This window comes from Paenibacillus sp. A3 (genome assembly GCF_001399685.1).
GTDB lineage: Bacteria > Bacillota > Bacilli > Paenibacillales > NBRC-103111 > Paenibacillus_G.
Genome location: NZ_JTHN01000170.1, coordinates 21,996 through 42,097, shown reverse-complemented (window position 1 = coordinate 42,097; position 20,102 = coordinate 21,996). Strand labels below are relative to the sequence as shown.

18 protein-coding genes and 1 pseudogene are annotated in these 20,102 nt (G+C 56.1%); 7 read left to right on the top strand and 12 right to left on the bottom strand.

Annotated elements, in window-relative coordinates; translation table 11 throughout:
• The 5 genes and pseudogenes from proA to mtnB form a co-directional block, all read left to right on the top strand.
• Positions 1 to 193, top strand: a pseudogene (gene proA, locus QJ48_RS24645) (gamma-glutamyl-phosphate reductase); the annotation flags it as partial.
• Between the two features lie 48 nt (positions 194 to 241).
• Entirely contained in the window at positions 242 to 1,108 is an 867-nt protein-coding gene (gene proC / locus QJ48_RS24640; RefSeq protein ID WP_054976073.1) for a pyrroline-5-carboxylate reductase, read from the top strand.
• A 15-nt stretch (positions 1,109 to 1,123) separates the two neighbouring features.
• Positions 1,124 to 2,422 (top strand): 2,3-diketo-5-methylthiopentyl-1-phosphate enolase, encoded by a 1,299-nt coding sequence (locus tag QJ48_RS24635; protein WP_082420663.1) that lies wholly within the window; start codon positions 1,124 to 1,126, stop codon positions 2,420 to 2,422.
• The gene (locus QJ48_RS24630; RefSeq protein WP_054976072.1) at positions 2,419 to 3,087 is read left to right on the top strand and encodes a 2-hydroxy-3-keto-5-methylthiopentenyl-1-phosphate phosphatase; all 669 of its coding nucleotides are present in this window, start codon (positions 2,419 to 2,421) and stop codon (positions 3,085 to 3,087) included. The genes QJ48_RS24635 and QJ48_RS24630 overlap by 4 nt, the downstream gene beginning before the upstream one ends.
• On the top strand, positions 3,077 to 3,721 hold the full coding sequence (mtnB, locus tag QJ48_RS24625) for a methylthioribulose 1-phosphate dehydratase (protein WP_054976071.1): 645 nt from the start codon (positions 3,077 to 3,079) through the stop codon (positions 3,719 to 3,721). The genes QJ48_RS24630 and mtnB overlap by 11 nt, the downstream gene beginning before the upstream one ends.
• A gap of 109 nt (positions 3,722 to 3,830) precedes the next feature.
• Here mtnB and QJ48_RS24620 read toward each other — a convergent pair whose 3' ends face one another.
• The 11 genes from QJ48_RS24620 to pyrR form a co-directional block, all read right to left on the bottom strand.
• Complete coding sequence (locus QJ48_RS24620) at positions 3,831 to 4,715, bottom strand: ABC transporter permease (RefSeq protein ID WP_054976070.1); 885 nt, start codon at positions 4,713 to 4,715, stop codon at positions 3,831 to 3,833.
• Positions 4,712 to 5,665, bottom strand: a complete 954-nt coding sequence (locus tag QJ48_RS24615) for an ABC transporter ATP-binding protein (protein ID WP_054976069.1) — start codon at positions 5,663 to 5,665, stop codon at positions 4,712 to 4,714. Before QJ48_RS24615 ends, QJ48_RS24620 begins: the two co-directional genes overlap by 4 nt.
• Complete coding sequence (locus tag QJ48_RS24610; protein WP_054976068.1) at positions 5,662 to 6,786, bottom strand: hypothetical protein; 1,125 nt, start codon at positions 6,784 to 6,786, stop codon at positions 5,662 to 5,664. The genes QJ48_RS24615 and QJ48_RS24610 overlap by 4 nt, the downstream gene beginning before the upstream one ends.
• 14 nt (positions 6,787 to 6,800) lie before the next feature.
• Positions 6,801 to 7,319, bottom strand: coding sequence for a sigma-70 family RNA polymerase sigma factor (locus QJ48_RS24605; protein WP_054976067.1), 519 nt, complete (start codon positions 7,317 to 7,319; stop codon positions 6,801 to 6,803).
• Between the two features lie 136 nt (positions 7,320 to 7,455).
• On the bottom strand, positions 7,456 to 8,115 hold the full coding sequence (gene pyrE, locus QJ48_RS24600) for an orotate phosphoribosyltransferase (protein ID WP_054976066.1): 660 nt from the start codon (positions 8,113 to 8,115) through the stop codon (positions 7,456 to 7,458).
• Positions 8,116 to 8,165: 50 nt separating this feature from the next.
• Positions 8,166 to 8,888 carry an orotidine-5'-phosphate decarboxylase gene (gene pyrF / locus QJ48_RS24595; RefSeq protein WP_272948154.1) on the bottom strand — a complete coding sequence of 241 codons (723 nt, stop codon included), beginning with the start codon at positions 8,886 to 8,888 and terminating at the stop codon, positions 8,166 to 8,168.
• Between the two features lie 119 nt (positions 8,889 to 9,007).
• The gene (gene carB, locus QJ48_RS24590) at positions 9,008 to 12,223 is read right to left on the bottom strand and encodes a carbamoyl-phosphate synthase large subunit (protein ID WP_054976065.1); all 3,216 of its coding nucleotides are present in this window, start codon (positions 12,221 to 12,223) and stop codon (positions 9,008 to 9,010) included.
• Positions 12,210 to 13,385: a glutamine-hydrolyzing carbamoyl-phosphate synthase small subunit gene (gene carA / locus QJ48_RS24585; RefSeq protein ID WP_054976064.1), complete on the bottom strand. Its 1,176-nt coding sequence runs from the start codon at positions 13,383 to 13,385 to the stop codon at positions 12,210 to 12,212. Before carA ends, carB begins: the two co-directional genes overlap by 14 nt.
• 320 nt (positions 13,386 to 13,705) lie before the next feature.
• On the bottom strand, positions 13,706 to 14,989 hold the full coding sequence (locus tag QJ48_RS24580; RefSeq protein ID WP_054976063.1) for a dihydroorotase: 1,284 nt from the start codon (positions 14,987 to 14,989) through the stop codon (positions 13,706 to 13,708).
• 43 nt (positions 14,990 to 15,032) lie between these two features.
• Positions 15,033 to 15,941, bottom strand: coding sequence for an aspartate carbamoyltransferase catalytic subunit (locus tag QJ48_RS24575; RefSeq protein WP_054976062.1), 909 nt, complete (start codon positions 15,939 to 15,941; stop codon positions 15,033 to 15,035).
• Positions 15,938 to 16,519, bottom strand: coding sequence for a bifunctional pyr operon transcriptional regulator/uracil phosphoribosyltransferase PyrR (pyrR, locus tag QJ48_RS24570; protein ID WP_054976061.1), 582 nt, complete (start codon positions 16,517 to 16,519; stop codon positions 15,938 to 15,940). The genes QJ48_RS24575 and pyrR overlap by 4 nt, the downstream gene beginning before the upstream one ends.
• A gap of 402 nt (positions 16,520 to 16,921) precedes the next feature.
• Here pyrR and dapD point away from each other — a divergent pair, with 402 nt between their 5' ends.
• A complete protein-coding gene (gene dapD, locus QJ48_RS24565) occupies positions 16,922 to 17,635 on the top strand; it encodes a 2,3,4,5-tetrahydropyridine-2,6-dicarboxylate N-acetyltransferase (RefSeq protein ID WP_025853391.1) in 714 nt (237 codons plus the stop codon).
• Between the two features lie 76 nt (positions 17,636 to 17,711).
• Positions 17,712 to 18,860 (top strand): N-acetyldiaminopimelate deacetylase, encoded by a 1,149-nt coding sequence (locus QJ48_RS24560; RefSeq protein WP_054976060.1) that lies wholly within the window; start codon positions 17,712 to 17,714, stop codon positions 18,858 to 18,860.
• Between the two features lie 61 nt (positions 18,861 to 18,921).
• On the opposite strand, the gene QJ48_RS24555 is transcribed toward QJ48_RS24560, so the two are convergent.
• The gene (locus QJ48_RS24555; RefSeq protein WP_054976059.1) at positions 18,922 to 20,085 is read right to left on the bottom strand and encodes an aminotransferase A; all 1,164 of its coding nucleotides are present in this window, start codon (positions 20,083 to 20,085) and stop codon (positions 18,922 to 18,924) included.
• Positions 20,086 to 20,102: the final 17 nt, after the last annotated feature.

The following is a 20,102-nucleotide window of genomic DNA, read 5'->3' as shown; positions in this document are numbered from 1 at the left end:
CTTCCTGCAGGAAGTCGATGCAGCCGCCTTGTATCACAACGCCTCCACCCGCTTCACGGACGGCTTCGAATTCGGCTTTGGCGCCGAAATCGGTATCAGCACGCAAAAGCTGCACGCTCGCGGCCCTATGGGCTTGCCGGCGCTGACGTCGAGCAAATACTGCATTGTCGGAAGCGGACAAATTCGGGGTTAAACCCAGAAGATCCTATACATTTATGAATTTCGGAAGGAGCAGCCAATCATGACACAGATTTTATCCAAAAACATCACGTTCGTCGGCGCCGGCTCCATGGCGGAAGCGATCATTCGGGGACTCATCTCCGAAGCGGGCATGCAGGCGGACCAGCTTGTCGCTGTCAATCGGTCGAATGAAGCCCGTCTGCAAGAATTAAATAAGCAGTACGGCATTCGTTATGCCGCGGGAGCCGCCGAGCGAAACGAAGCCATCGCTTCCGCCGATATCCTCGTACTGGCCTTTAAGCCAAGCGACGCCGCTCAAGGCTTACTCGATTTGAAGCCGCTGCTCCGTAAAGAGCAGTTGCTCGTATCGGTGATTGCCGGACTTTCCGTCGACACGATGGAAGCGATTCTCGGCGGCACCGGCTGGGCCATCGTCCGCACGATGCCCAACACATCCAGCACCATCGGGCTTGGCGCAACCGGACTCAGCTTTTCCCGCGGCGTCTCGGACGCGCAGCGGCAGTTGGGCGAAGAGATGTTCCGCTCCATCGGCATCGTATCGATCGTCGAAGAATCGCTGATGGAAACGATTGTAGGTTTATCTGGCTGCGGCCCGGCCTACATTTATTATATGATGGAAGCCATGATCGAAGGCGGGATGAGCGGGGGGCTATCGCATGATGAGGCCAAGCGTCTGACCGTGCAAACGGTGATGGGCGCGGCACGCATGGTCGAGCTGAGCGGAGAAGAGCCGGCCGAGCTGCGACGCAAGGTGACGTCTCCTAACGGCGCTACGCATGCAGCCATCGAGACGATGGACAATTGCGGCTTCACCGATGCGGTCTCCAAAGCGATGCGCCGCGCCGCGGAACGCTCCGCCGAGATGGGTACGGCCATCAGCGCTTCCATCGCTTCCCATATTAAGTAAAGAAGGTGTCCGTTTGTGAGTCATGCTATATCCTCAGCCTATTGTATAGCCACCTACCGTTGCTACGACGAAAAAGCCGATTTTCATAAAAAAGCGACCGGCATAGCCGTCGGTCTGACCGTCGGAAGCTGGACCGAGCTGCCGGAAGCGCGCAAGGCGGAAATGGAAAAGCATCTCGGCCGCGTCGTCAGCGTGGACGTACACGAACCGTCGTCGGGCGAACCCGCTTCCGCAAGATATGCGGATATTCGTATCGCTTATCCCGATATTAATTTCAGCCGCGATATCCCTGCCCTGCTTGTCACCGTTTTCGGGAAGCTGTCAATGGACGGCCGGATCAAGCTGATCGACTTGGCATTTTCCGAGTCGTTCTTATCCGCCTTTCCAGGACCACGATTCGGCATCGAGGGCGTACGCAAGCTGCTTGGCGTCCACGACCGTCCGCTGCTCATGAGCATTTTCAAATCGGTGATCGGCCAGGATCTGCCCGCGCTTCGGGAGCAGTTTTATCAGCAGGCGCTCGGAGGCGTCGATCTGATCAAGGACGACGAGATTTTGTTCGAGAATCCGCTGACCCCGATCGAGAAGCGGGTCGAGCTGTGCATGCAGGCGGCGGCCGAAGCCGAGCGGGAAACCGGCCAGAAGCTGCTGTATGCGGCTAATCTTACCGGACCGACCTTCGGGCTCGTCGAACAAGCCAAAAAAGCGATCGACGCCGGAGCCAACGCGCTGCTGTTTAATGTGCTGGCTTACGGCTTCGACGCGCTCAGCGAGCTGAGCCGGCACCCTGACGTCAGCGTGCCGCTGATGGCTCATCCGTCGCTAGCCGGGGCCTTGTATCCGTCGCCGTATCACGGCATCGCCGCGAACGTACTGCTTGGCAAGCTCATGCGGCTAGCCGGGGCCGATTTGGTGCTGTTCCCTTCACCGTACGGTTCCGTCGTCATGCCGAAGGAAGAGAACATGGCGATCAAGGAAGCGCTGCTGACAACCGAAGCGGCCGATTATATTTACGGCGGGGGCGGCACATCAACGTCCGCGAACAGACAAGTTCCGCTTGCGGCGAGCTTTCCGGTTCCTTCGGCCGGCATTCATCCCGGACTTGTGCCGCTCATCTTGCGAGATTTTGGCGGGCAAGTGGTCGTCAATGCGGGAGGCGGAGTACATGGCCATCCTATGGGCGCTGCAGCCGGCGGGCGGGCCTTCCGGCAGGCGATCGACGGCTGCCAGTCGGGCGTTCCGCTGCGGGCGTATGCCGCGGACGGACATCCTGAGCTGCAGGCGGCTATTGACGCGTGGGGGATTAAAGAATGAGCAAGCAGCGGGTTATTTTTTGCGATTTCGACGGGACGATTACCGTGAACGACAATATCGTAGCGATTATGAAGCATTTTCAGCCTGAGGGCTGGGATACTTTGGTTAACCAAGTCATCTCCAAGGAGATTACGATCCGGGAAGGCGTCGGACGCATGTTTGCGCTGCTGCCGACCTCCCGCCGGCAGGAAGTCGTCGATTACGCGATCGGCAACGTGACGATTCGCAGCGGGTTCCGCGAGTTGCTGGATTACTGCAAGAAGGAGGACATCCTCTTTTTGGTGACAAGCGGCGGAATCGCCTTTTTCGTCTATCCCGTTCTATCATCATTTGCGATTCCGAAAGAGAACATTTATTGCAACGCGAGCGACTTCAGTGGCACGCATATTCGCATTTTGTGGCCGCATTCATGCGATGCCGAATGTGATAACGACTGCGGCATGTGCAAAACGAGAATCATTCGCTCCTACCCGCGGGAGAAGTACGAGCGCATTATGATCGGCGACAGCGTAACCGATTTTGCCGGGGCCAAGCTGGCCGATACGGTATTCGCCCGCTCCCATCTGATCGAGCTGTGCCAGGAGCTCGGGTTGAATTACTATCCATTTGAAGATTTTCACGACGTGATCAAGCAGTTAGAGGAGATGAAAGTGCGTGAGCTTTAGCGCTATTCGTTTGGAAGAGAAGCAGCAGGCGTTCGCCGAGCTGCGGGAGATTAAAACTTTGCTTGCCGCACGGGGCTGGTTTCCCGGAACAAGCGGTAATCTGTCGATCCGGACGGGGGAATTTTCTCCCGAGCAGTTTGCGTTTGCCATTACGGCGAGCGGCAAGGACAAATCGGTCAATACGCCTTCCGACTATTTGCTGGTCGATCAGTCGGGCCAACCGGTCGAAACGACCGGTCTGAAGCCGTCCGCGGAAACGTTGATTCACTGCGAGATCTACCGTTTGACGGGCTGCGGCGCGATTTTTCATGTGCACACCGTGTTCAACAACCTCGTCTCCGAGCTGTATGCGGAACGAGGCAGCGTGCCGGTGGACGGCGTCGAGCTGATCAAAGCATTCAACATATGGGAAGAAGAAGCGCACATCGATATCCCGATTCTGCCCAACTATGCGGAAATTCCGCGGATCGCCGAATTGGTCGAAGGCGCAATCGTGCCGCGCATTCCCGGCATTCTGCTGCGCAAGCACGGCATTTACGCTTGGGGCGCCAATGCCTTCGAAGCGAAGCGGCACCTCGAAGCGTTCGAGTTCCTGTTCGAGTACGCCTATCGCTGGGCCCTGCTGAAGAAGTAGACCGTTTCAGCAAGAACGCGGTCCTACTCGGCTTAAACGCAAAAACCCGTCTATCCCCTCATCGCATCGCGGTGAGGAACAGACGGGCTTTTTTTTATCGAAAAAGCATTCATAGGTCCTTTCTCCGAAACGACCACAAGCCGAGCAGCAGCATAACAAGCATATATCCGGCACTGTACATTAGAAAGGCGTTTGACGGCACTTGGCCGACACCGACAAAACCGAAAAGATTTCTAAGATTCACGATGCCTTGAAGCTCGTTCACGGCAAATAGCTCTGCTTGCATTCGGCTTTGCAGCGAATCGGCCGGCATGACAAGAGACATGATTCCTGCGATGGTCAGCAGCGGCTTAATAGCTATATTTTGATCAATTTGGACCGAGCCTGCCACTTTTTCAATCATGCCCCCAAGCCATCCCGCCCCGTAGAGCATCGTCATCAATACGCCATTCCCGGTGGAAGAGAAATGGGAGGAGCCCAGCATCGATAAAGACACAAGCAGTGGCACAACGAAAATAAACAAAGCAAACGAACGCGTCAGCGATACGATATCTCCGGGAATACCTGCATGAGCCCAAGCCACCAGCAGAATCGATATAAAAAGCAGCGCCGCATAACCGATTCCCCAACTGACAAATCCGATCCATCGACCCATATACCAGGATAAACGGGATAATGGCCGAGTCATTAAGGCCTGAAGTACGCCCTGCTCGGCTTCCCCTGCAATCACGGAGAACGAGCTAAAAATGGACAAAAAAGCAATGACGAACGAACCGAAAAAAAAGCCGAGCGACAAGATCATCGCGCTTCGTTCATAAACGGCAATTATATATTGCACGTCCGACGGATTATAGGTGCCGTCATGCAAGCTTGCTCCGATGGTTTTGGCAACAAACCAGAAGGCGAACAAGAAAATAACGGTCATCAGCAGCGTCAGCAGCATGACCCGTTTGCGCAGCAGCTCCTTCCAAGTCGAGCCGATGATGGTAATCATTCGCGTTCCCCCCTGTGGCTCCGTCCGGCAACAGAGCTGACGAACCATTCGTCCAGCTTCGTTTTTGCCTTCTTTACTTCGTAGAGCGTCATCCCCTGTTCGATAACAAGCGCGTTCAACCAGCCGACCTGTTCGTCATCTTCCAGCTCCGCTTCCAGCCAGACCGAATCTTCTTCCGCTCCCATCTCAAGAAGACGTACGGTCAGGCCCGAGGCTTCTTGAAGCCAGGCCAGCAAAAACGGCGCAAACCCGCCGACACGAAGGTGCCAGCGGGATGTCTCGTGCAGCACGTCGGCCACGGAACCAACCTGCAGAATTTGACCGTTATTCAGCAAGGCCACGCGATCGCACAGCAGCTCCACGTCCTCCAACAAGTGCGAGTTGAGAAAAATCGTTTTTCCCTGCGCCTTCATCAGCCGGAGCAATTCTCGTACGTCTCTCCGGCCCAATGGATCAAGCGCGGAGGCCGGCTCGTCCAAAAAAACGATAGGCGGGTCGTTTACCAAGGCGCAAGCCAAGCCAAGCCGCTGCTGCATCCCTTTGGAGTACATCTTCACCCGGTCTTTGCCCCGCAGCCCGAGACCGACAAGGTCGAGCAGCTCCGGAATGCGCCGCTTCGCCTCGGAAGCTTCGACGCCGCATAGCCGGGCATGCAGCTGCAGCACTTCTTCACCGCTGAGCCAATCCTGGTACCGGTACAGCTCCGGCAAGTAGCCGAAATGCCTTCTCGCTTCCAACGACCCGATCGGATGGCCGCAAATCGCACCGTGGCCCTGCGTCGGCCGGATCAAGCCGACGAGCATTTTCACAAAGGTGCTCTTGCCAGCTCCGTTCGGGCCGAGGAAGCCAAAGGCTTCCCCTTCCCCTACGGTAATCGTAATGCTGCGGCAGCCGCGGCCGTTGCCGTAATCTTTCGTCAGCTCATGCGCTGTAATGGCTAGCCCGGTCAAGAGCCGATCAGCTCCTTCACTTTGCCAAGCAGCGCTTCACGATCCGTGAGATATTCATAGCCATAAAGTTTGAAGAGTTGACCTTGCTTCACCCACATGGCATTGTAATAATTATGATTTTTCGTAGATTCCGTCATGATCAGCACATCCGTGCTTCCCACTTTGACCTTCTCGGTAGGCTGATTCGTGATGATAGGCAGCGGCACGTTTCCGGTAGTAAGCAGGTCCACGTTCTGCAAGCTCTGCTTCAAATGCTCCGGGAGCAGCGGGAACTGCAGAACCGCTTGCAGCGCTTCGGCCACCGGAATCGACGGATCGACTGATACGACGGGAATCGGCTCTTGGGTCAGAGAGTAGCTTCGTTCGCCGTTTTTCACGTTCAGATGAACTTTTTCGCCCGTTTCAAGCGTAATCGGTTTCCCGTCCACGGATTCAGGCAGCATCTGCTTCGCGCCAAGCCTGGACATTGCCCGGTTTACTTCGTCAACGTTCAACTTTAACGTTAGCGTATTGGAGGGGCTAACGTAAGGCTTATCTTGCTTGGCGTTGTAATCCTGAGGTAAGACGATACTGCGTCCCAGCATCTGCGAGAGCTCATTGGCCTCAAAAGATCCTCTTATTTTGCCGGATGTATTCGTGAATGCTCCAAGTTTGTTGATGTTTTCTTTCGTTTGTCCTTCCGGAAAAGCGCTGTTCAGCAAATACGTCAGATCGTTTTCCTGAACGACTGTCACTTCCTGCATCCGAAATTTATTCAATATGGAAGCCAGCGCTTCGTTGCCGATTGGCGTGCCCAGGAAAGCGGCCAGTACCAGCACCGCGGCCGAAGCAGCCACCCGCTTCCTGCGCCGTTTCATCCAGCGGACGAACGGATGGGCTTTAGGCGTCTCCCCCGTTGTCCTGTCCGGTTCCAAAACAGGTAACGGACGAATATCGGATACAGCGATCGATTGTAACGTTTCTGTCTCCCCGGCTTCTGCCGCCGACGGGTTTATTTTATCGGCTTCCTTTGCCCACTGCTCCCAACGAAGCGATTTCGATTCGGAAGCAAGCCGCTGCTGAAGCTTCTCCCAAGCCGTATCCGTGGGATCGGAATTTTTCCTTACAAATGACTCAGTCATATGCCATGGTCCTCCTATTCAACTTGAGTTTGCAATTCCGCATGCCGTTTCAATCGGGCGGTCGCCCGGTTGATAAGCGTCCCTACAAGCGGTGCGCGAATTTGAAGCTTCTCGGCGATCTCCGCGTAACTGTAGCCGGAGAATCGAAGGAGCAATACTTGCCGGTCCCGTTCCGAAAGCTGGTCCAGCCACCCGCGCAATTCCTCGTGTTCAAACTGCTCCAAAACCGTCTCCTCGTTCGACTTGCCCTCCTGCTCCGTTACCCGCAAATGAAGCTCCTGCTTCTCCTGAAGCGCCCGTTCGCGGGCCCGCTTGGACATATGGTCGTAGGCGATCCGGGTCAATACCCGATGAAGCCAAGCGCCGATCAATTGCGGATCGTCCGGCGGGTTGCGATATAGACGCAGAAATACTTCCTGGGCCAAATCATCGGCGGCTGCCTCGTCGCGGACTAACGCGATTAATTTTCGGCGCACCGACGGGTAATGCTTATAAAATATGTGACGGAAATAATCGGAATCCGGATGTTCCAATGTGATGTCCTCCTTTCAGCTGCAGCTATACATAAGACAGAGGTCAGCCTTATTTTGTATCACCCGGTGAAAAAAGAAAAGCATCCGAGCTCTTCCCTGTACCGTAGCGGAAGAATTCGAATGCCATAAATTTTGTTTAGGCTTTGCCGTATTCGCTCGGATTTTCACGCCATGCCTTCAGCGCCTGCAAATCCTGCTCTTGGATGCTGCCGTTCCGAAGAGCGACGTCGAGCAGTACCGAGTAATTCGTCAGCGTCTCAAAAGGAATGCCCGATCCCGCAAAGGCCTCGCGCGCCTTCTCGAACTGATACGAGAAGATGCCAAGCACCCCGAGAGCCTGCGCTCCGGCTTCATTTACGGCCAAGGCCACCTTGAGCGAGCTTCCGCCCGTCGAGATCAAGTCCTCGATGACCACCGTCTTCTGCCCGGGCTTGATCAAGCCTTCGATCAAGTTTTCCTTCCCGTGGCCCTTGGCCTTGTCGCGCACGTAAACCATCGGCAGACCGAGCTTTTGAGCGACCCAAGCCGCATGTGGAATCCCTCCGGTTGCCGCTCCCGCAATGACTTCGGCATCCGGGAAATTGTCGCGGATGAGCGTAACGAAGCCTTCGGCGATCCGTTCGCGGATCTCAGGAAACGAAATGGTCAGCCGGTTATCGCAGTAGATCGGCGATTTCAGGCCGGATGTCCAAGTAAACGGCTGCTGCGGACGAAGCGCCACGGCGCCGATCGCGAGCAGATCGGCGGCAATTTGCCCGGCCAGCTCCGGATTTATACGAATCGATGGGGTTGTCATTCGATTTCATCTCCTTAAGGTGTTGGTCTTCGTAAAAAACTTCTCTGCCGCTAGACAGAGGCGATAATCGCTTCCAGCGCCGCTCTTGGGTCCGGCGCGGCTGTGATCGGACGACCAATGACGATATAGTCCGTCCCTTGAGCAAACGCCTGTTCCGGCGTCATGACGCGGGATTGATCGCCGATGTCCGCTCCTGCCGGACGAATGCCCGGGGTCACGGTCACAAAGCCGCTGCAGCACGTTTCTTTGATCCGGACGACCTCCAGCGGAGAAGCGACCACACCTTGCAACCCGGCGGCTTGGGCCAATCGGGCATATCGGATCACCGCATCCTCTACCGTACCTTCAATGCCGATTTCTTCGTTCATGACCGCCTGGCTTGTGCTGGTAAGCTGTGTAACGCCGATGACGATCGGCTTGGGACCGGATGCAGCTTGAAGCGCTTTGTCCACGCCTTCCATCGCCGCCTCCATCATCTGCTTGCCGCCGGCCGCATGCACGTTGAACATGTCTACGCCAAGCTTCGTGATGCTTTCCGCGCCGCCTTTGACGGTATTCGGAATATCGTGCATTTTCAGATCGAGAAAGACGCTATAGCCCTTCTCTTTGAGCATCCGCACGAACGCCGGACCGGCGCTGTAAAACAGCTGCATTCCCACCTTCAAATAACAAGGAATGCCTTCCAGCGACCGGACGAGCGACTCCGCCTGCTTCGCCTCGGCATAATCGAGAGCAACCATGATGCGTTTCGCCGCCGCTAAGTTGGTAGACACAAGTTACCGCCCCTTTTTCTTTAAAATCGGATGAATCTGACGGCTCGTAGAAGGGCCTAATCAAGGGATTAGCACAGCATTTCCGCAAGGAACGGAACGCTGTGCTAATGCAATTGTTGTTATGCGTGATTCGCAGGCATAGCCGTGGATTGGAAGTAAATGGACTCCAACACGTGCAGCAGTGCGCTAACCGTATCTAACGAAGTCATACAGACGACGCCGTTCTCTACTGCCTCGCGGCGAATCCGGAAGCCGTCGCGCTCCGGCGTTTTGCCCTTCGTCAGCGTGTTGACGACAAAGTGCGCTTCGCCGTTGCGGATCAGGTCGAGAATGTTCGGCGAGCCTTCGCTCAGCTTGTTGACGCGGTTCACTTGGAGACCGGCGTCCTCCAAAGCCTGTGCCGTTCCGCCCGTAGCGACAATGCGGTAGCCCAATCTTTCGAAGCCGCGGAAGATCTCAATCGCCTCGGCTTTGTCTTTATCGGCAATCGTAGCAATGATCGCGCCTGTCGGCGGAATTTTCATGCCGGAGCCGATTAGCCCTTTATACAGCGCTTTGGCAAACGTTTTGTCACGGCCCATGACTTCGCCCGTCGATTTCATTTCCGGTCCGAGTGTCGTATCGACACGGCGCAGCTTCGCGAAGGAGAAGACCGGAACTTTGACGGATACGAAATCGTCCTCCGGCCACAAGCCGGTTTGATAGCCCATATCGGCCAGCTTTTCGCCCATAATGACGCGGGTTGCCACGTTGGCCATCGGAATTTTCGTCACTTTGCTGAGGAAAGGAACCGTACGCGAGGAGCGCGGATTCACTTCGATAACATACACTTCGTCTTTATAGATGACGAACTGGATGTTGACGAGACCGACAACCTGCAGCCCTCTGGCGATTTTGGTCGTAATGTCGATAATTTTTTGCTTCAGCTCGGCGGATACCGTCTGCGGCGGGTATACCGCGATGGAGTCGCCCGAGTGAACGCCGGCCCGCTCCACGTGCTCCATGATGCCCGGGATCAGTACCGTTTCTTTGTCGCAGATCGCGTCGACTTCAACTTCTTTGCCGAGCATGTAACGGTCGATGAGTACCGGATGCTCCGGATTGATTTTGACCGCGTATTCCATGTAGCTGAGCAATTCTTCGTCAGAGTAGACGATTTCCATCGCGCGGCCGCCAAGGACATACGACGGACGGACAAGCACCGGATACCCGAAGCGGGAGGCCATGCCGACAGCCTCGTCCACCGAGGTTACCGTACCGCCCGGCGGTTGTGCGATGTCAAGCTGACGGAGCAGCGCTTCGAACTTTTTGCGGTCCTCGGCCGCGTCGATGTTCTCCAAATCCGTGCCGAGGATGCGCACGCCAGCTTTCGCAAGCGGTGCCGCGAGGTTGATCGCCGTTTGTCCGCCGAATTGGACGATAACACCGATCGGCTGCTCGCGCTCGATGACGTTCATGACGTCCTCGAAGAACAGCGGCTCGAAGTACAGCCGGTCCGAAGTATTGAAGTCCGTAGACACCGTCTCCGGGTTGTTGTTGATAATAACGGCTTCATAGCCGGCCTTTTGGATAGCCCATACCGCATGCACGGTCGAGTAGTCGAACTCGATCCCTTGACCGATCCGGATCGGACCGGAGCCAAGCACGACAACCTTTTGTTTCGCCGTTTCCTTGACTTCGTCTTCCGTCTCGTAAGTCGAGTAATAGTAAGGTGTCGTCGCTTCGAATTCCGCGGCGCAGGTGTCGACCATTTTGTAAACCGGCTTCAGCCCCAAGCCGATTCGGTATGCGCGAACGTCGGCTTCCTGCGTCAAGCTCAGCCCTTTGTCAGCCTGACGGCGCAGCTCGGCAATGGCGCGGTCGGTGAAGCCTTTGCGCTTCGCTTCGCGGAGCAGCTCTTCGCTCAGCTCCGGCGCAAGCAGCTCGGCTTCGAAGGCGATCATGCCTTCCAGCTTGTGCAGGAACCACCAGTCCACCTTGGTCAAATCCTGCAATTGCTGTACGCTGTATCCGCGGCGGAGCGCTTCGGCGATCAGGAAGATGCGCTCGTCGTCCGGCTTCACGAGCCGCTGCTCAAGCGTCTCTTGGTCCAATGTCACCGCATCTTTCAAATACAGGCGGTGCACGCCGATTTCAAGGGAGCGAACCGCTTTGTGAATCGACTCTTCGAACGTACGACCGATGGCCATGACTTCGCCCGTCGCTTTCATTTGCGTGCCGAGCTTGCGGTTTGCCGCCGTAAATTTATCGAACGGCCAGCGCGGAATTTTGGAAACGATATAGTCCAGCGTCGGCTCGAAGCAAGCGTACGTTTGACCCGTTACCGGATTGACGATTTCGTCGAGCGTATAGCCGATCGCGATTTTGGCTGCCATTTTGGCAATCGGGTAGCCGGTTGCCTTGGAAGCGAGCGCCGACGAGCGGCTAACCCGCGGATTCACTTCGATGACGTAATATTGATAGCTGTGCGGGTCCAGCGCAAACTGCACGTTGCATCCGCCTTCGATGTTCAAGGCGCGGATGATTTTGAGCGATGCGGAACGCAGCATTTGGTATTCCCGGTCCGACAGTGTCTGGCTCGGCGCTACAACAATGCTGTCGCCCGTATGAACGCCGACCGGGTCGAAGTTTTCCATGTTGCACACGACGATACAGTTGTCGTTCGCGTCGCGCATCACCTCGTACTCGACTTCCTTCATGCCAGCGATGCTTTTCTCGATCAGACATTGGCCGATCGGGCTGTAACGTATACCGGAGGAAACAGTTTCCAGCAGTTCTTCCTCGGTGGCGCAGATGCCGCCGCCCGTACCGCCGAGCGTGTACGCAGGACGTACGATAATCGGATAGCCAATTTCATTCGCAAAATCGAGCGCTTCCTGCACGGTCGTTACGATCGTGCTCTCCGGTACCGGCTGCTCCAATTCGCGCATCAGATCGCGGAACAAATCGCGGTCTTCCGCTTTCTCGATTGCCGTCAGCTGGGTACCGAGCAGCTTCACGTTCTCGCGCTCCAGTACACCGGCGCGTGCCAACTCAACCGCCATATTGAGGCCAGTCTGCCCGCCGAGGGTCGGCAGCAAGCCGTCCGGACGCTCTTGGCGGATGATTTGGGTGACGAAGTCGAGCGTAATCGGCTCGATATATACTTTGTCGGCCATGTTCGTATCGGTCATGATCGTCGCCGGATTGCTGTTGATCAGAACGACTTCGAAGCCTTCTTCTTTCAGAGCTTGGCAAGCTTGCGTACCGGCATAATCGAATTCCGCTGCTTGTCCGATTACGATCGGACCGGAGCCGATCACGAGAATTTTTTTAAGGTTATTATTTTTCGGCATAGTGGAGCTCCCCTTTCGATGCGGATACGGCCGTGCTGCCCGCTTTGTATGCCGCTGCGATCTGCGCCTGACGCGGAAGCTGCGGGTTGTTGCTCTTATGCTCGCGGATCAGCTGCAGGAAGTCATCGAACAAGTAGCTCGAATCGAACGGTCCCGGCGCTGCCTCCGGGTGATACTGAACGGAAAAGGCCGGATATTTTTTGTGGCGCAGCCCTTCGATTGTCTTGTCGTTGTTGTTGATATGAGTCACTTCCAAATCCGTGCCGGCGATCGACTCTTCATTTACGGTGTAGCCATGGTTTTGCGATGTGATGTAGCAGCGGCCCGTAGCCAAATCTTTCACCGGGTGGTTGCCGCCGCGATGGCCGAATTTCAGCTTTTCCGTATCGGCGCCGCTCGCCAGCGCGAACAATTGATGGCCGAGGCAGATGCCGAAGATCGGGAATTCGCCGAGCAGCTCGGCGATCATTTTCGCCGCATGCGGCACGTCTTTCGGGTCCCCAGGACCGTTGGACAGCAGAATGCCGTCCGGCGCCAACCGGCGGATTTGGTCCGCGGTCGTGTCCTGCGGAACGACGACGACGTCGCAGCCGCGCTTGGTCAAGTCGCGCAAAATGCCGCTCTTGGAGCCGAAATCGACGAGCACGACGCGTTCTTTCGTTCCCGGTGCGCTGAACACGCTTTTCGTGGATACACGGGACACTTGATCAGTCATGAGCGGAGATGCTTTAAGCTGCTCCAGCAGCTCTTCCACACGCTTCTCGGAGGTGGTCAGAATGCCTTTCATGACGCCGTGGTGACGGATGCGGCGGGTCAGCATCCGGGTATCGATGCCGCTGATGCCGGTAATGCCATATTCTTTAAGCAGACTGTCCAACGAGTACTCGGCTCTCCAGTTGCTGGGCACCATTTCATGCTCGCGAACGACGAACCCGTGAATGAACGGGCGGATCGATTCGAAATCGTCGCGCGTGATGCCGTAGTTTCCGATCAACGGGTACGTCATGGTCACGATCTGGCCGCAGTAGGACGGATCGGACAATACCTCTTGGTATCCTGTAATGCCTGTATTGAACACGACTTCGCCAACCGAGTCGCCTGTGCTTCCGAATGCTTTGCCGGTAAACAGCGTACCGTCTTCCAACAACAATCTTGCCTGCATCTGCTGTCATCTCCTTATGTGGTATTAATCCCCCTAAATCCCCCTTTCTAAAGGGGGACCCCAGGGGCGCCGCCCCTGGACCCCTCAAGTTGTCGCACAAGGGGGTATGTAGCTTTAAAGGGGCTGCGGCGGGGGGATCGCGTTTGTCCGGACGGCGCGGAGGCTGACGCCCCCGCGGTCGGCCGGACACGCTTAACGGTGCTGCACACAGCGATGTGCGACCCACTCAAGCTGTTCTTTCAACTTCTATAAATAAACTTTGTTCCTTTATTTTCCCTAACTGTAGGTTTCCCTGGCAGCAGAGGTCTACTCGCTTTTTCTTACTCGGACCAGACGACGTTCCCGCCGACGATGGTTAAAGTCGGCCAGCCTTTCAAGCTCCAGCCCGTGAACGGCGTGTTGCGTCCCTTGGAGAGGAATTCCGCCGGATTGACCTCCTTCTCCGTTTCGAGGTCGATCAGCGTCAGATCGGCGGCTTTGCCAACCTCGATCGTTCCCCAAGGAAGTTCGAACACTTGCGCCGGCAGCTTGGTCATCTTATCGAGCAGAAACTCCAGCGTCCATTGGCCGGTAGCGACGAACTTTGTATACAAGAGCGGGAAGGCCGTCTCGAAGCCGACAATGCCGAACGGAGCCAGCTGCATGCCGCGCGCTTTCTCTTCCTCGCTGTGCGGCGCGTGATCGGTGACCACGATGTCGATCGTGCCGTCGACAAGGCCCTCGATGCAGGCCTGCACATCACGCGGTGTGCGCAGCGGCGGGTTCATTTTCCAGTTCGCATCCATCCCCGGAATGTCTTCGTCGGATAGCAGCAGGTGATGCGGGCACACTTCGGCGGTCACTTTGATGCCGATCTGCTTCGCTTGCCGGATCAGGCGGACCGACTGTTCCGTGCTGACGTGGCATACATGGTAGTGCACCCCTGTCGCTTCAGCCAGCAGAATGTCACGGCCGACATGAATCGCTTCGGATTCGTTCGGGATTCCTTTGAGTCCATGCTTGCGGGCAAATGCGCCTTCGCTTACGGCCGCGCCTTCGACCAACGTATTGTCCTCGCAGTGCGCAATAATCGGCATGCCGATCGATGCCGCTTTGGCCATCGCGTCCTTCATCATTTGCGCGCTTTGCACGCCGACCCCGTCGTCCGTATAGCCGATTACCCCGGCTTCCTTCAAGGCATCGAAGTCGGTGAGCTCGCGGCCCAGTTCGTTTTTCGTGATGCAGCCGTAAGGCAGGACGCGCACGATCCCTTCGGTTTGAGCCTTGTTCAGCACGTACTGCACCGTTTCCACCGTATCGATAACCGGCCGCGTGTTCGGCATGCAGGCAATCGTTGTGAAACCGCCGCGCGCCGCGGAACGGGTACCCGATGCGATATCTTCCTTATATTCGAAGCCCGGTTCGCGCAAATGTACGTGCATGTCGATAAGTCCGGGTGCCAGCAGCTTGCCTTGGGCGTCGATAATCGTATGTCCGGCCGTATCCGGCAAAGCTTCCCCTGCGTCGACGATTTGCTCGATACGCTCACCATTCGCGAACACGTGCTTTTTCTTTAATTCATTGCCCCCAGCCGCCAGGCTGGCATTCAGTATCCAAATTCCCATGGGAACCTCCGCTTCGTTTCATCTTAGTAGGTTAGGACTCGGTTTAGCTAAGCGCCCGCTCGATGACCGCCATCCGGATCGGTACGCCATGGCTCATTTGCGTAAAAATTTTCGATTTCTGGCATTCCACCAGCTCATCGTCGATTTCCACATTCCGGTTGAACGGAGCCGGGTGCATGATGACCGCGTGCGGTGCCATGCGGGCGGCGCGTTCTGCCGTCAACCCGTACGCGGCGCGATATTCCTCGGCCGAGCCGAACAGCGAGCCTTCGTGCCGTTCGAGCTGCACCCGCAGCATCATGACCACGTCGGCCTTCAGCGCCTCGTCAATCGAGACATAAGGCGCATGCTCCGCAAGCTCGGCGGCCTGCATGACCGGCGGCGCACAGAAGCTTACTTTGGCTCCCAGCGTTTGCAGCGCCCACAAGTTCGAACGCGCCACGCGGCTGTGCTGGATATCTCCGACGATCGCCACATGAAGGCCGCGGATTTCGCCGAACTGCTTGCGCATCGTATACAGATCGAGCAGCGCCTGCGTCGGATGCTCGTTGTTGCCGTCGCCCGCGTTGATCAGCGGGACTGTGATTTTTTGCGCCAGCTCGGCCAGCAGCCCGTTGGGCTTCATGCGGATGACGCCGGCGTCGATGCCCATCGATTCGAGCGTTCGCACCGTATCGTAGATCGATTCGCCCTTCTGTACGCTGGAGACGGCCGCCGCAAAGTTGAGTACTTCCGCTCCAAGCCTTTTTTCCGCAACCTCGAAGGAGAATCTCGTTCTTGTGCTGTTTTCAAAAAACATGTTGGCGACAAAGCGCCCTTGCAGCTGGTTCGTCACTTTTACCGGATGCTGTTCCCAGTGGGCCGCACGATCGAGGATCGCGTTCAGCTCTCCGGCGCTAAGTCCTTTGGTGCCTAGCAAATGTTTTTCCGACTGTACTTGAAGCTGTGTCATTCGTTTGGCCTCCTCTGTCCTGTGATGACGACTTGATCCACCCCATCCACTTCATTCACCTGTACTTCGATGCTTTCGAGCCGGGACGTCGGAATATTTTTCCCTACGAAGTCCGGACGAATCGGCAGTTCCCTGTGCCCCCGATCCACCAGCACCGCCAATTGAATCATTTGCGGCCGGCCGAGATCCATCAGGGCATCCATGGCTGCCCTTACCGTGCGTCCCGTGAACAGCACGTCATCGAACAAAATGAGCTTTTTGTTGTGAACCTCCAGACGATCGTTCGCCTGTTCGCTTCCCGGCGCATCTTCCCGGGTTCCCGATACGGTCGCTTCCAGCAAGCCGCTCCGGTCGTCCCGGTATTTGGTCACATCCACTTCGCCGACAGGTGCGGGTATGCCCTCGATTTCGCGGATTCGGTCGGCCACCCGCTTCGCGAGGTAAATCCCCCTTGTCCGGATCCCGATTAACATGCAGTTTTCAATGCCCTTGTTTTTCTCCAAAATCTCATGGGCGATACGCGTCAGAGCCCGACGTATCGCGGTTTCATCCATCAACACATGTTCATCAGACTGCATCGGTCAGGCAACCTCCTTCACCAAAGCTTTCGCGATTTAGACCATAAAAAAACCTTGCCGTATCGGCAAGGTTTGCGCACACAGGAACAGAACAGGTTACACCGGAACAGACACACCTCACCGGCATCTATGCCGTCGGGCGCATCCGCTTGGACCGTTCGATTCGTCGTTCACCTTGCCAGCCTCACGGGACTGATTTTAAAGGTGCTATTCAGTTACAAGCATTATGCCATGTTCGCCCCCCGATGTCAATACTCTCTGAATCGCACCCGGTTCAACCGGCCAAGGATTGCTAGGGCATGCGTTTTATGCTATAAAAGATGTAGTTCGTGATCTTCGGGACAACGGATCATGCCCGTTTTCGTTCACGGTATCACTACATAAGGAGCTGGAATCCCGTTTATGTCGATCGAAATGAATACGGAAGACGTCATTAATCTCATTAAAACAAGCAAGAAAAAGACTCCGGTTAAAGTATATGTCAAAGGCGACCTGGAATCCATCTCCTTCGGAGACAATATTCAAGCGTTCATCTCCGGCAAGAGCGGCGTGCTGTTCGGCGATTGGGCGGAAGTGAAAAGCGTGCTGGACGCGGAAGCCGGCAAAATCGAAGATTACGTGGTGGAAAATGACCGCCGCAATTCCGCAGTTCCGCTGCTGGACCTCAAAAATATCAATGCCCGCATCGAGCCGGGCGCGATAATCCGCGACATGGTCGGCATCGGCGACAACGCGATCATCATGATGGGAGCCGTCATCAACATCGGCGTAACCATCGGCGAAGGCACGATGATCGATATGAACGCCATTCTCGGCGGCCGCGTGAAAGTCGGAAAAATGTGCCACATTGGAGCAGGCGCTGTCCTCGCGGGCGTGATCGAGCCGCCTTCCGCTCAACCGGTCGTGATCGAGGACGACGTGCTCGTCGGAGCTAACGCCGTTATTCTCGAAGGCGTGCGCGTCGGACAAGGTTCCGTCGTCGCTGCAGGCGCAGTCGTCGTAGAAGACGTGCCGGAATTCAGCGTCGTTGCCGGTACCCCTGCCCGCGTCATCAAAAAAGTGGACGACAAAACGAAGTCGAAAACGGAAATTTTGAAAGACTTGCGCAACCTGTAATTCGGCGCAATCAAGGCTCGGCGATCAGACGCCGGGCCTTTCTCTTCATTCTCTCACCAAAGGAGGCATTGACACCATGTCCGTAGCCGTCAACCCGAGCCGCTTTGTACAAATTCGCAGAGATTTGCATAAAATCCCGGAGCTCGGGTATCAAGAGTTTAAGACCCAGCGGTATTTGCTCGATTACATCGCAACCTTGCCGCAGGAGCGGCTCGAAGTCCGCACTTGGCGAACCGGCATTATCGTGAACGTGAAAGGAACCGCACCCAAGCGCCGGTTCGGCTACCGCGCCGACATCGACGGGCTGCCGATAACAGAAGACACCGGGTACGATTTCCGTTCGGAGCATCCCGGCTTTATGCACGCCTGCGGGCACGATCTGCATATGTCCATCGGCCTCGGCATCCTGACGCATTTTGCAAAGCAGCCGATTCGCGATAATCTGACCTTTATTTTTCAGCCCGCGGAAGAAGGCCCGGGAGGCGCCAAGCCGATGCTCGAATGCGAAGAGCTCCGGGACTGGATGCCCGACGAAATTTTCGCCCTGCATATTGCGCCAGAATATCCGGTAGGCACCGTGGCTACCAAACCGGGCATCTTGTTTGCCAATACGTCCGAGCTGTTCATCACTCTCACGGGCAAAGGCGGACATGCGGCTTTTCCGCACAACGCGAACGATATGGTGATTGCCGCGTGCCAGCTTGTGGGACAACTGCAGACCGTCATTTCCCGAAATGTCAATCCCCTTGATTCGGCGGTCATTACCATCGGTAAAATCGACGGCGGCACGAAGCAAAATATTATCGCCGAAACGGCCCGCCTGGAAGGAACGATACGCACGCTCTCAGCCGAAACCATGTCGCTCGTCAAGTCTCGTATCGAGGCGCTCGTTGCCGGAATGGAGACGGCCTTCGCCTGCAAGGCCGAGATCGACTACGGGGCCAATTACAGGCAAGTGTTTAACGAGGCGGATGTGACGGGCCAATTTATGAACTGGGTCCGGGATACGAACCATTCGGTTCCCCTTCAATTGATCGAATGTACCGAAGCGATGACTGGAGAAGATTTCGGGTATTTTCTCGAAGCGATCCCCGGATTCATGTTCTGGCTCGGCGTCGGGACGCCTTACGGACTGCATCATGCGAAGCTTGAACCGGACGAACGCGCCATCGACGTGGCCATCGACCTAATGAGCCGCTTCCTGACTTGGAAAAGCGAGCAATAAAAAAAGCTTCTCATCACCGTCTCTGTCCATAGAGAAACGGGATGAGAAGCTTTTATTTTACCTACAAGCCGCTTACGAATACCTTCAACCGTTCCATGGCCCGTTCCAACACGTCCATCGAGTAAGCGTACGATAAGCGGATATAGCCTTCTCCAAGGGAGGAGAAAGCATCCCCCGGTACGACGGCGACCCGCTGTTCGTCCAGCAGCTTCATGGCAAAATCCATGGAAGACAAGCCAAAGCGCTCAATCGAAGGAAACAAATAAAACGCTCCCTCCGGCTTCGCCAGCTCGAAGCCCATCTCGACGAGCCGGTCATAGACGAAGTCCCGTCTTTTCACGTATTCGGCCCTCATCGGCAGCGCATCGTCGATTCCCGCCGTCAGCGCTTCGATGGCCGCATACTGGCTGATGGAGCTTGCGCAAGTGACATTGTACTGGTGAACCTTAACCATGTGCTGCGTCAAATAAGCCGGGGCAAAAGTAAAGCCAATTCGCCAGCCCGTCATTGAATGCGACTTGGACAATCCGTTAATGACGATGGTACGCTCCCGCATCCCAGGCAGGGAGGCAATGGAACGATGAGGCCCGTCGTAGATCAGCTCGCTGTAGATTTCGTCGGAAATGACGAACAGCTTGCGCGATTCGAGCAGCCGGGCAATATCGGCAAGCTCCTCCGCACTCATCACCCGGCCGGTCGGATTGGACGGATAAGCCAAAATGACACACCGCGTTTTATCCGTCAGATACGGCTCCAGCACTTCCGCCGTCAGCTTGAAGCCGGTGCCGCGGGTATCTGCATAAACCGGCACGCCGCCGCACAGCCGAATGAGCGGCTCATAGCCTGGATAGATCGGACCCGGCAGGATCACTTCGCTTCCCGGCTCCAAAATCGTGCGAAGCGTAATATCCAGCGCCTGACTCGCGCCTACGGTAACGAGCACTTCCTCCAGCCCGGAATAGCTGAGCCCGTATTTGCGTTCGATGAAGGCCGCTGCAGCCTGCCGGAGCTCCGGTAGACCCGGATTCGGCGTATAGGTCGTCCGATGCTCTTCGATGGCCCGCTCGGCCGCACGCATAATGTGGTCCGGCGTCGGAAAATCGGGCTGGCCGATCGTCAGCGTGAGGGCGTCTTTATAGTTCGCAACCAAATTGGAAATTTTCCGGATACCGGAGATCTGAATCTCCTTGACACTCGGATTAATTAAGCGCTCAAGCTGTTCCATAGCGTTCCCCCATGTTC